The sequence below is a fragment of the Azonexus sp. genome, from assembly GCF_030824335.1.
In the GTDB taxonomy this organism is placed as follows: Bacteria; Pseudomonadota; Gammaproteobacteria; order Burkholderiales; family Rhodocyclaceae; genus Azonexus.
Genome location: NZ_JAVBXX010000019.1, coordinates 50224 through 61276 on the forward strand (window position 1 = coordinate 50224; position 11053 = coordinate 61276).

At 52.0% G+C, this 11053-nt stretch carries 13 protein-coding genes; 3 read left to right on the plus strand and 10 right to left on the minus strand.

What is annotated here, in order from left to right:
• Positions 1-9: 9 nt before the first annotated feature.
• The 3 genes from RCI20_RS12340 to flgB are packed head-to-tail and all read right to left on the minus strand — an operon-like array spanning position 10 to position 1550.
• Complete coding sequence (locus RCI20_RS12340) at positions 10-690, minus strand: flagellar hook assembly protein FlgD (protein ID WP_306605940.1); 681 nt, start codon at positions 688-690, stop codon at positions 10-12.
• A 24-nt stretch (positions 691-714) separates the two neighbouring features.
• Positions 715-1131, minus strand: coding sequence for a flagellar basal body rod protein FlgC (gene flgC, locus RCI20_RS12345; protein WP_306605942.1), 417 nt, complete (start codon positions 1129-1131; stop codon positions 715-717).
• Between the two features lie 11 nt (positions 1132-1142).
• On the minus strand, positions 1143-1550 hold the full coding sequence (gene flgB, locus RCI20_RS12350) for a flagellar basal body rod protein FlgB (protein ID WP_306605944.1): 408 nt from the start codon (positions 1548-1550) through the stop codon (positions 1143-1145).
• 77 nt (positions 1551-1627) lie between these two features.
• Between flgB and flgA the strand changes: the two genes are divergently transcribed.
• The 3 genes from flgA (at position 1628) to RCI20_RS12365 (ending at position 3108) form a co-directional block, all read left to right on the plus strand.
• Positions 1628-2308, plus strand: a complete 681-nt coding sequence (gene flgA, locus RCI20_RS12355; protein WP_306605946.1) for a flagellar basal body P-ring formation chaperone FlgA — start codon at positions 1628-1630, stop codon at positions 2306-2308.
• A gap of 63 nt (positions 2309-2371) precedes the next feature.
• Complete coding sequence (gene flgM / locus RCI20_RS12360; RefSeq protein ID WP_306605948.1) at positions 2372-2653, plus strand: flagellar biosynthesis anti-sigma factor FlgM; 282 nt, start codon at positions 2372-2374, stop codon at positions 2651-2653.
• Positions 2653-3108, plus strand: coding sequence for a flagella synthesis protein FlgN (locus RCI20_RS12365; protein ID WP_306605950.1), 456 nt, complete (start codon positions 2653-2655; stop codon positions 3106-3108). Before flgM ends, RCI20_RS12365 begins: the two co-directional genes overlap by 1 nt.
• 8 nt (positions 3109-3116) lie before the next feature.
• On the opposite strand, the gene motD is transcribed toward RCI20_RS12365, so the two are convergent.
• The 7 genes from motD to flhB are packed head-to-tail and all read right to left on the minus strand — an operon-like array spanning position 3117 to position 10963.
• Entirely contained in the window at positions 3117-3923 is an 807-nt protein-coding gene (gene motD / locus RCI20_RS12370) for a flagellar motor protein MotD (RefSeq protein ID WP_306605951.1), read from the minus strand.
• Positions 3923-4663 carry a flagellar motor protein gene (locus RCI20_RS12375; protein ID WP_306605953.1) on the minus strand — a complete coding sequence of 247 codons (741 nt, stop codon included), beginning with the start codon at positions 4661-4663 and terminating at the stop codon, positions 3923-3925. The genes motD and RCI20_RS12375 overlap by 1 nt, the downstream gene beginning before the upstream one ends.
• Complete coding sequence (locus tag RCI20_RS12380; protein ID WP_306605955.1) at positions 4656-5411, minus strand: RNA polymerase sigma factor FliA; 756 nt, start codon at positions 5409-5411, stop codon at positions 4656-4658. Before RCI20_RS12380 ends, RCI20_RS12375 begins: the two co-directional genes overlap by 8 nt.
• On the minus strand, positions 5411-6298 hold the full coding sequence (locus RCI20_RS12385) for a cellulose synthase operon protein YhjQ/BcsQ (protein WP_306605957.1): 888 nt from the start codon (positions 6296-6298) through the stop codon (positions 5411-5413). The genes RCI20_RS12380 and RCI20_RS12385 overlap by 1 nt, the downstream gene beginning before the upstream one ends.
• Positions 6291-7748, minus strand: coding sequence for a flagellar biosynthesis protein FlhF (flhF, locus tag RCI20_RS12390; protein ID WP_306605959.1), 1458 nt, complete (start codon positions 7746-7748; stop codon positions 6291-6293). Before flhF ends, RCI20_RS12385 begins: the two co-directional genes overlap by 8 nt.
• Positions 7745-9829: a flagellar biosynthesis protein FlhA gene (gene flhA / locus RCI20_RS12395; protein ID WP_306605960.1), complete on the minus strand. Its 2085-nt coding sequence runs from the start codon at positions 9827-9829 to the stop codon at positions 7745-7747. Before flhA ends, flhF begins: the two co-directional genes overlap by 4 nt.
• Complete coding sequence (gene flhB / locus RCI20_RS12400; RefSeq protein WP_306605961.1) at positions 9830-10963, minus strand: flagellar biosynthesis protein FlhB; 1134 nt, start codon at positions 10961-10963, stop codon at positions 9830-9832. It abuts the gene before it with no gap.
• Positions 10964-11053: the final 90 nt, after the last annotated feature.

Sequence of the window (11053 nt, forward strand, 5' to 3'; positions counted from 1 at the left end):
GTGACCTCTTTACAGTATCTGTTGCACATCCTTGAAAGCGAACTGGCCCATGCTGCCTAAATCAAGGAGGAATCCGCTCTTATCCCTTACCACAGCAGAAACCGTGCCAACCTGCCCGGTAGTGGCGCCAACCTTTTCGCCATTGGCTGTCGCCTTGACAGAAAACTTGTAGTCGCCTTCGGCCAGCGCAACACCTGCTGCATCCTTGCCATCCCAAGCGAAGTAAAAAGTACCTGCCGGATGCTCGCCCAATTCCTGCGTCTGCACCACTTTTCCGGCCGCATCCTTGATCGTCACACTGACCTTGTCGGCATTACCTTCCAGCGAGATACCTCCGAAAGCCTTACCGCCGGCAAGCGGCAAGCTATTGCCGGCAACCATCACATTTTTGCCGATCACCTGCGTTGCCTGCATACCCTGAGTTTCACTATAACCATCAAGCAACTGAGCCAGGGTGGCATTGAGTTTTTCGATGCCCGTCACCGTATTCAACTGCGCCAGCTGACTGGTGACCTGCGCGTTATCCAGTGGATTCAATGGGTCCTGATTCTTGATCTGGCTCATCAACAAAGTCAGGAAGCGCCCCTCCAGCTCACTTGCGGTACTTGTTTCGGTTTTTTTGGCTGCCCCACCAACCTTGCTGAAGACATCGGCGGGATTGGTACTGGTGGTGCTATTAACGGTGGCCATGCTTATCTCCTGGAATTAGTTGGCTCAAGAGCCCTGAGCGATCTGCAAAGTACGCAGCATCAGAGTCTTGGCGGTATTCATCACTTCAACATTGGTCTGATAGGAACGCGACGCGGAAATCATGTTGGTCATTTCCTCGACCACATTGACGTTGGGGAAAGCGACATATCCGTTTTCATCCGCTGCCGGATTTTTCGGGTCATAGGTCATGCGTGCCGGCGCTGTACTTTCCACAACCTCACGAACACGAACGCCCTTCGACATTTCCCCCGCACCGCCCATCGGCGTTGCTTCAAAAACCACCTGCTTGGCACGGTAGGGACGACCATCGGCAGAAACAATACTGTCGGCATTTGCCAGATTGGAAGCCACCGTATTCAGGCGCATGGACTGCGCCGTCATGGCGCTGGACGAAATCTTGAATACGTTATTCAGACTCATGATTTTCTCCTTTAGCCTTGAGTGCCAGCCATCGCGCTGCGCAGGCCTTTAAACTTATCGCCAATCAACTGGGTAAGAACCTGGTATTGCATGGCGTTATCGGTGATCTGCGCTCGCTCGACATCCATATCCACGGTGTTCCCATCGGCCGCCGATTGCGTCTCGGTGCGAAACTGGAGCTTGGCCAGACCACCATCACCGCTACCCGATAAATGATTTTTAGCCGTTGTTGCCAGACGCAAAGCTCCATCCGAACGACCATTCATGGCGCTAGCCATAGCTGAACTAAAATCAAAATCACGCGCTTTGTAGTGCGGCGTATCGGCATTGGCAATGTTCGAGGCCAACACTTGATGACGCTGGGCGCGCAAATCCAGTGCCTTGCTATACACACTAACGTGACGACTTATATCGGACATTTTCAGCTCCACAAACTGTACGAGGAAATAAAAGCACAGTTTGTGCCATGTATAAATTTCAATTCAGGACAAAGCTGATGCACAATCACGCCATGCTTATTCGCGTGCTTTTGTTGCTTCTGGTCGCCACATCGGCTCTGGCCAACGACTCAAATTCCATCTTCAGCGCTGTCGAACGCCACGCGCGCGAACTGGCCAAGGGTCAAGGGGAACTCGTCATTGAAGCCGGACCACTGGACACCAGCCAATTGGCCACTTGTTCGCGACAGGAAACCTATACCCCGCCGAATACCAGAACACTGGGCAAAACTTATATCGGCGTTCGCTGCATTGAGTCTGCTAACTGGAACATTTTGGTCCCGGTGCATATCGGGGTGATTGGCAATTACATCGCCAGCACACGCTCACTCAGCGCAGGACAAACCATTCAGGCCACGGATATTTCGATCATGCGAGGGGACTTGAGCGGTTTGCCGCAAGGCAGCATTGATCGCCCGGACAAGGCCATCGGAAAAATCCTGCGCAACCCGATCGGTGCAGGACAAGCCTTGCGCAACGCCCACTTGATCGCCCCACAACTCGTTCGGCGCGGGCAAACCGTGCAGGCGTTTGCCACTGGCGACGGGTTTTCGATCAAAGCAGAAGGCAAAGCCATGAATAGTGCTGCGGAAGGAGAAATTGTCCGCATCAAAATGCTCTCAGGCAGAATGATTAGTGGCGCAGTCCAGGCTGACGGCACGATACTGATAGACAATTAAGTTAAAGTCTCGCCCGAATCGGTCGTAACAAAGACTAACAGCCAAAGCCATGTGAGCTAAATCATGAAAATCGACAGCACTGCCTTCACGGCGACTTCGCTCCGTACTCCGCCAACAGCGCAAAAACCTGCTGAGGCTACGGCCCGCACGCCAGAATCTGCCAAGTTGAGTGGCACGAGTACACCAAGCGCTCAAGGAATTGAAAACCCTCCGGTCAACACGTCCCGCATACAAGAAATCAAGACAGCAATTTCTCAAGGGCACTTCAAAATCAATCCGGAAGCCATAGCCGACGGGCTGATTCAAACCGCCCGCGACCTCGTCAATAGCCAGCGCAAAGCTTGATGTCTGCACTCGAAAAATTACTTACCGAGGAAAAGGATCTAGTCGTCCGTTTCCTTGATGTGCTACGCAAAGAGCAGGCAGCACTCGTGGAGGCTGATGCGGGGATTCTGCAGACGCTCGGCGATAAGAAACTCGGCTTGATCGACCGGTTGAACCAAGTTGAAGCGGGCAGAATAGCGCTGATCACCTTACCACCGGGCAAAGACAGCATGCTGCATTGGCTGACCCAGCACCCAGAGGAAAGCGGCGCGCGTGCCTTGTGGCTAAAAATCATTTCACTCGCCCGTGTTGCACGGCAAATGCATCAGATGAATGGCGAGTTGATTGCCATGCATCTGGCCAAAACTAACGAGGCGCTTTCAGTTCTCATCCAGAAACAAAAAGATATTGCGCTCTACAGCAGCGATGGTCAGTCATTCACCGGGACAGGAAGCCGTATCGTAGATCTGGCCTAAAGCGTTGTTTAGCTTGGCTGATTGATCGGCAAACTATTCAGTTCGGTCGGTTCTTCCGGACGCACCGAATCGATCAGAATACTGACGCGGCGATTACGGGCTCGTCCCTCCACCGAGGTATTGGTTTCTACCGGCCGGGTTTCACCATAGCCAATCGCGGTCAGGCGCTCTGCTCCGACCCCTGAATCGTTGAACAAACGCAATACGGTGGTTGCCCGCATCGCTGAAAGCTCCCAATTCGATGGGAACTGGGCTGTCGAAATGGGCACGTTATCAGTATGCCCTTCGATCGTGATCGGAAAATCAGAATCCGCCAAAACCGCCGCAACCGCTTGCAAAGCGTTAGCAGACTCGGCTTGCAGCCTGGCCTGTCCCAATGAAAACAAAATGCTATCGTTGATTTCAATTGTCACACCACGACTTGTTTCCAGCAGCCTGACTTTTCCCTGGGCAACAAGCGGCTGCAAAGCTTTCATGATGTCGCCAGCAACATCGCGCATTTTTTCACGCTGTACTATCTTTTTTTCTTCGGCTTTCACTTGATCAGGCAAGCGTTCCGGCTTGGCTATCGGCGTAGGGGGCAATAACGGAGCCCCCTGCAGTACAGCAATCGGCTGTCCGCCTATTTCACCAGTTGAGTTTTTGAAAGCGTTAACCAGCGAACTCGACAAAACCTTGTACTTTCCTTCGTTGACCGAAGAAATAGCGTACATGACTACAAAAAAAGCAAAAAGAAGGGTAATAAAATCGGCGTAGGAAACCAACCAGCGTTCGTGGTTCTCGTGCTCTTCTTCCTGATGTCGCCGACGCCTCATCAGCGAAGATAGCCCTTAAGTCGGCTTTCAATAATTCTGGGATTATCTCCAACAGCAATGCCTGCCAAGCCGTCAACCATCATTTCCCTGAACGAGACCATTCGTCCGATGTGATACTTGAGCTTTCCAGCGATCGGCAAATAAACAAGGTTAGCCAGAGCAACCCCATAAATAGTAGCTACAAAGGCCACAGCAATACCGGCACCAAGCTTCGTTGGATCAGACAGATTTTCCATAACGTGGATCAATCCCATCACCGCACCGAGAATTCCGATCGTTGGCGAATAACCACCCGCAGCTTCCCAAATTTTGGCTGACTGCCGCCATTCATTTTCGTAAGTATCAATATCCACTTCCAGCAACTCTCGAATACGCTCGGGATCTGCACCATCAACTAATAACTGCAAACCTTTTTTTGTAAACTCGTCTTTGATTCCGGGGATAAAATTTTCCAGAGCCAACAAGCCTTCCCGGCGCGAAAGATGGCTCCAGTTCAATATCTGGTCAATCACCTTTTTCTGTTCAAGCACAGGTGGAAACCAAACCCACCTGGTCATCACCAAACCCCGCTTGAAAAGATGATAAGGACTTTGCAATAACACCGCCCCCAAAGTCCCACCAAGAACGATCAGCAGTGCTGTAGGTTGCACCAGCGAAGTGATGTGCCCACCTTCAAGTACCTGCCCGCCGACAATGGCCATAATGCCAATCGCCAAGCCGACAATACTGAGTTTATCCAAGCTGCTTCTCCTTGCGCCTCTTACTGGCAGCCACTTTCACACTACCCAGCAACTGTCCACGCAAACGAGCTATCGCCTGACTATGCAACTGGCACACACGGGATTCCGTCACGCCAATAACCTCACCAATTTCCCGTAAATTCAGGTCCTGCTCATAATAGAGCGCCATCATCAATTTTTCGCGCTCGGGCAAATTGGCGATCGCTTTGACCAAACTTTCCCGGACATCCCTGTCTTCCAGGATGGAAGCCGGATCGGCATCACTGTCACTGAAATGGCGCTCCAGAAAATCATCATCGCCATCGCCGCCAAAATCTTCATAATAAACAATCTGATGGCCGCGAGCGTCCTGCAGTATTTTTTGATAATCAGCTAACGACATTTCAAGTGTGTCAGCCAACTCCTGCTCAGATGGTGCGCGCCCGTATTCATGCTCAAGTTGATTAATGGCCCGCTCAATGCGCCGCAACTCTCGACGCATGCTACGAGGCAACCAATCATTTGCCCGCAAACCATCCAGCATTGCACCTCGAACCCGCTGCGACGCATAGGTCTCAAACTGAGCACCGAATCCCTCTTCGAAGCGATCAATGGCATCAAGCAAACCCAGCATGCCATTCTGAATCAAATCATCAATCTGGACATTTGCGGGCAATCGCGCCATCAGATGATAGGCAACACGCTTCACCAGCGGTGCAAAACGCTGAACCAATTCATCCCTGTCTGGCTGCCCGGCAGCTGTGTACATCAGACCCTTAATACTTTTGGAGTTATACGTTGGCTCAAGTGTAGCAGTTGCTGAAGAAAATACTCGACCCCTCCCTGCTCCCCCGGACTTTGTTGCCAGTACTGTAAATCAGCAGCAAGGTCACGAAATGCGCTAGCAGCAGGCGACTCCGGTGCCTGGAATAGCACCGGTCGACATAGCTGAGCAGCCAGGCGCAGGGATTCATCCAAAGGAATCGCTCCGGCATAATCCAGCGTTGCAATACCGCGCTGCGTAGCCACCTGTGCAATATTTTCGTAAATAGATCTGGCGTCGGTAACGCTTCGAACCTTGTTAACCAGAATGCGAAAATGCCGGCGTGAAAATGCTTGGCTGACTTTTTTGATAAGAGAATAGGCTTCGGTAATCGATGCACCACTCCCCGACAAGACGACAACCGTCTCTTGAGAAACCAAACCGAAGGGTGAAAAACCGTTCGGGTGAGCCATACTTGCGTCGACAAGGATCACGTCAATGGAACGTTCGAGTCCTGACATTGCATCAACCAGCGTCTGTTGCTGTGGCAAAGACATGCGCCCCAACTTTCGGGCAGCCTTCGCCGCTGGCAGAATGGACAAACCTGCCATTGGCCGTAGCAACACCTGAGCCAAACTTGACTCTCGCTGTACAACATTGAGCAAATCATGCGTAGCTGCCATGCCGAAGGATGCACTGATGTCATCACTTGAAGAATGCTCGTCAATGATTAACACCTCTCGGCCAAGCCGGGCCAAGGCAACCCCGAGATTGGCGATGGTGACACTACGTCCAACCCCTTCGCAACCGGCAACAAAAGTAATTACCTGCAGGCCGGCAGTGCCGAGCAAACGACGCAATCCGGCCGCCTGATCAACCCGAAAATCAGCCACGACGCCCACCTACAGAAAGCATTCCGGCGTTAGCCATCATTAGCCCTGGCTCTACGCCCGAGAATTTGTGGGGTGAGCTTTCCGGGACATCTTTAAATGCCCGATGCAACAGATAACTGCGATTAGGCAAATGAATATCTTCAGGAACACGCTGACCGTTAGAAACGTAGTGCAACGGCAAACCATTTCGCATAATCACATCAAGCGCGGTAGCCAAACTAGCTGCTTCGTCAATCTTGGTCAGAATGCAACCCGACAAATTATTCCCTGAGTAAGCTCGAACCACATCGTCGAGCGTATCGCCACGCGATGTTGCTGACAGCAGTAGCAAACGCTTGACGTCACACCCCGAAAGCATATCCGTCAATTCCGGGACCAGCTTATCTTTCTGACTCATACCCATGGTGTCTATCAGCACCATGTGTTTGTGCTGCAACTCAGCCAGAGTCTGACGCAGTTCAAGCGCATCTTTCACCAAATAAACTGAAACGCCCAAAATACGGCCATAAATACGCAATTGCTCGTGCGCACCGATGCGATAACCGTCGGTCGTTACCAATGCAACCTTGCTCGGTCCATGGCGCAGCACACAGCGAGCAGCCAACTTTGCCGTCGTCGTCGTCTTGCCAACCCCTGTAGGACCAACTAATGCATAAATACCGCCATGATCGACAATATCCCCCTCACTACCCACGGTAAGCAAGGATCTATCTGCAGCCCCCTTAATCCAGGCCATGGCCTCAACCATATCCATTTCCTGGGGCAAATCACTCAAGAGATCGCGCGTTAATTGGGGCGAGAATCCCGCATCCAGCATCTGCTTCAGCATCTCAGTTTTTACCGGCTCTGAACGCGCTATCTCCCCCCAAGCAAACCCTGCCAGATGCTGCTCGACGATTTTCCTTAATGAGCGAATTTCGTCCATCACCGCCTGAGGAACCACCTCAGCTTCTGAACGGCGGTTCCCCCCAAAAGGTTTCTGAGGTGAGGCCGTTGAGTTCACCGGACCAGCTGGCGACGCTGGCGCACGTGACATATCTGGTGTGCGTAATGCGCCGGTACGTGGAATGCCCGCATTGACCTGCACAGCAGGGCGCGGCGTAGCCGCTGCAGTTGCTCCGGCAGCCACTCGCGCCTGAATCTGTGCTGGCCGCACAGGCGCCTGCGCCTGCATGGTTGCAGCCGCTCCGCTAACCCGGGCACGAGCAGAACTGAGCAGGACGCGATAATCATCCTCACCAGTCACTTCCGGTCGACGCTCGACAGGCGCGGGAATCTCATTGGCTGGCGTTGGCACAATCATAGCCATGTCGCGCGCTGCAACAGCCATGATTTCGACCCCGCCAGGGACCCCTCGATTAGACAGAATGATCGCATCGTTACCCAGCGTTTCCTTCACCTTTCTCAAGGCGTCCCGGGCATTAGCGGCGATGAATTTTCTGACGTTCATGTTTTACCTCCGATAATCGAGGTCATCTTGATGATTCGACTTTCTGGCACTTCGTTATGCGACAACACCTTCAATTGAGGAACTGAGCGGCGCAGGAATCTTGACAACAACAATCGCAGGCTGGCGGGAACAAGCAATACAGCAGGTAAGCCCAACCCCTCCTGGCGCTCCGCGGCTGCGGCTGTTTCACGAACAAGCGTATCGGCCAGTCCCGGTTCGAAACTGGTATTTTCAGAGCCGCCAGCAACCGCTTGAGCCAATAAGCGCTCCAGCGTAGGATCAAGTGACATGACTTGCATCTCTCCCGTACCGGGGAAGAGTTGCTGAACAATTGCGCGCCCCAAGGCAATACGAACTTGGGTAACCAGTTCGTCTGCATTCTGTGTTCGTGTTGCGTGGTCGGCGACTGTTTCGATAACCGTCCGCATGTCCCTGATGTGAACCCCCTCTTCCAGCAAGCCCTGAAGAATTTTTTGCAACGTCCCGAGAGGCAATATTTTGGGTACCAGATCCTCGACAAGTTTTGGCATCTCCTTACCGAGGTGATCAAGCAGTTGCTGCACCTCTTGCCTTCCCAGCAACTCTCCAGCATGCGTAAGTATCAAATGATTCAGATGCGTTGCGATCACAGTCGAAGCATCGACAACGGTATAACCATAGGCTTGAGCCTGATCTCGCTGCCCGCCATCAATCCATATCGCCGGCAACCCAAAGGCCGGGTCTTTAGTTGCAGTGCCATTCAGAGTCCCTGCAACCCGACCAGGATTAATAGCCAGATATTGACCAGCGAATGCCTCGCCCGATCCGACCTCCACCCCTTTCAACTGAATTCGATATGCATTTGGTTTTAATTCGAGGTTATCCCGAATATGCACAGGAGATACCAAAAAACCAACCTCTTGAGCAAACTTCTTCCGAATACCACGAATTCGCCGCAACAATTCTCCGTCCTGGCTTTTATCAACCAATGGAATCAGCCGATAACCAACCTCCAGCCCCAATACATCAAGAGGCGCGACATCACTCCAACTGGCATCGAGCGCCTCCGGGATCGGCGGAGGGGCAACCTTGACCGGCGTCTCAACAACACGCTTTTGTTTGTTCGATATTTTCCAAGTAACCCATGCCAAGCTACCTGCAATGATTAAAAATACCAGATTCGGCATCCCGGGGATCAAGCCGATCAACCCGATAATAGCTGCCGTAATGGCGATAGTTTTGGGATTACTGAACACCTGCATGGAGAATTGCTGCCCCATATCGCGGTCATCCGAGACTCGCGTCACGACCAAACCAGCTGCGATTGAAATGATCAGGCCCGGTATCTGAGCAACCAAGCCATCACCAATCGCCAGCAGCGTATAAACCTCTGCAGCCTTGGCTAGCGACAGGTCATGCTGAGCCATCCCAACGATCAGCCCTCCAACCACATTGAGCAGCATGATGATGATGCCCGCAATGGCATCACCCCGAACGAATTTCGACGCACCGTCCATTGAACCGTAAAACTCAGACTCTCTTGATACATCAGAACGGCGTTTGCGTGCTTCATCTTCGCCAATCAAACCCGCATTAAGATCGGCATCAATTGCCATCTGCTTGCCAGGCATGGCATCCAGAGTGAAACGCGCAGAAACTTCCGCAACTCGGCCGGCACCCTTCGTGATGACCATGAAATTAATTACAACCAGAATCATGAATACGATGATCCCGATGGCAAAATTTCCACCCACAAGAAAATGCCCAAACGCTTCAATAACCTTGCCGGCAGCAGCTGGACCGTTATGTCCCTCAAGCAAGACAATGCGTGTCGATGCGACGTTCAGTGACAAACGGAGCAGGGTTGTCACTAGCAGAACAGTTGGAAAAACCGAGAAATCAAGCACCTTCTGGGTGTTGACCGCAACCATCAAGATCAATATCGAAATAGCAATGTTAAAGGTGAAGAATAGATCGAGAACAAATGGTGGCAACGGCAAAACCATCATGGAGAGAACCATGAGGATCAACACCGGTGCAGCCATCTGAATGATATTCAGACGACCAATAAAATCCTGGATGCGCAAGGAAGTAGCTGCCATTTAGGTCGCCTCAGGCACAAGTTCGGCCGGAACGGAAAGCTGCCTGGGAGGAACAGGATAGGCACCACCGCTTTGGCGCCACTGGGCCAACTGGTAAACATAGGCGAGCACTTCTGCCACCGCATTGTAAAGCGCAGAGGGGATTTCCTTATCCAACGCAGCATGCTTGTACAAGGCGCGAGCCAACGGCGCGGCTTCCAACGTAGGAACTGCACTTTCGGCCGCAATTTCGCGAATTTTCAAAGCGACCATCCCTACCCCCTTGGCGACAACCTTGGGAGCAGCCATTCCAGCCTTGTAGGAAAGCGCAACTGCGTAGTGCGTGGGGTTGGTCACAATTACATCAGCCTGCGGCACAGACTGCATCATGCGACGGCGCGCAGCCTCCATTTGCAAACTACGAATCCGCCCCTTGACGTGCGGATCCCCCATCATCTCTTTCATTTCCTGCTTGACCTCTTCTTTGGTCATTTTCAATTTGTGGTAGTAATGCCACAACTGAAACGGCACATCGGCAGCAACCACCAAAAAGAGTGCCAGCACCAACATCAGAAATGAAAACAAAATCATATTGCCCGCATGAGCGATACCAGTCTCAAGCGGCTCAGCCAACAAGCCAAAAATTTCTTCGTGCAAATTCCAGATCACCAAGACTGCAATACCGCCAACAAGCGCGGCCTTGAGCACAGCCTTGCCAAGCTCCATCAAGCTATTCCAGGAAAACATCCGCGCCAGCCCGGCAAGCGGATTCATCCGCGCAATGTCCGGCACCAATGAATTGAAGGAAAAAATCCAGGAGTTCAAGAAAAACGGTGGAATCAATGCAGCAACAATCAGCACGGCTAGCAATGGAGCCAAAATAAACAGAGCATCCCCTGAAAGCTCAAGCAAGCGCGGCAACATCATGGCCGAATCATGCATGTAACGTGGCTCAATAATGAAGGCTTGGCGAGTTAGCGCTACAGCCCGCGCCATAAACCAGTCACCCATCATCCAAAGCATAGAAGCAGCAACAACGAGAACAGAAAAAGTACCGAGTTCACGAGACTGCGGCACCTGCCCCTTCTCGCGAGCTTGCTCGATTCGCCTACCGGTAGGCTCTTCTGTTTTCTCGAGGTCGCTATCTTCAGCCATGGCCGTTATCTAATCAGGTTGCCCCTATTATAGAAAAAAACCAAAAAAATTAAATAGGTAGCGCTGTTTATTTATTTCATTTCGAGGTAG

What these genes read in the sequence shown, in the direction of transcription:
- flgM (WP_306605948.1), top strand. Translation starts at nt 2,372, where the DNA reads ATGAAAATCGACAGCACTGCCTTCACGGCGACTTCGCTCCGTACTCCG.
- RCI20_RS12380 (WP_306605955.1), bottom strand. Translation starts at nt 5,411, where the DNA reads ATGTACACAGCTGCCGGGCAGCCAGACAGGGATGAATTGGTTCAGCGT.
- flhF (WP_306605959.1), bottom strand. Translation starts at nt 7,748, where the DNA reads ATGAACGTCAGAAAATTCATCGCCGCTAATGCCCGGGACGCCTTGAGA.
- flgA (WP_306605946.1), top strand. Translation starts at nt 1,628, where the DNA reads ATGCACAATCACGCCATGCTTATTCGCGTGCTTTTGTTGCTTCTGGTC.
- RCI20_RS12340 (WP_306605940.1), bottom strand. Translation starts at nt 690, where the DNA reads ATGGCCACCGTTAATAGCACCACCAGTACCAATCCCGCCGATGTCTTC.
- flhB (WP_306605961.1), bottom strand. Translation starts at nt 10,963, where the DNA reads ATGGCTGAAGATAGCGACCTCGAGAAAACAGAAGAGCCTACCGGTAGG.
- flhA (WP_306605960.1), bottom strand. Translation starts at nt 9,829, where the DNA reads ATGGCAGCTACTTCCTTGCGCATCCAGGATTTTATTGGTCGTCTGAAT.
- RCI20_RS12365 (WP_306605950.1), top strand. Translation starts at nt 2,653, where the DNA reads ATGTCTGCACTCGAAAAATTACTTACCGAGGAAAAGGATCTAGTCGTC.
- flgC (WP_306605942.1), bottom strand. Translation starts at nt 1,131, where the DNA reads ATGAGTCTGAATAACGTATTCAAGATTTCGTCCAGCGCCATGACGGCG.
- motD (WP_306605951.1), bottom strand. Translation starts at nt 3,923, where the DNA reads ATGAGGCGTCGGCGACATCAGGAAGAAGAGCACGAGAACCACGAACGC.
- flgB (WP_306605944.1), bottom strand. Translation starts at nt 1,550, where the DNA reads ATGTCCGATATAAGTCGTCACGTTAGTGTGTATAGCAAGGCACTGGAT.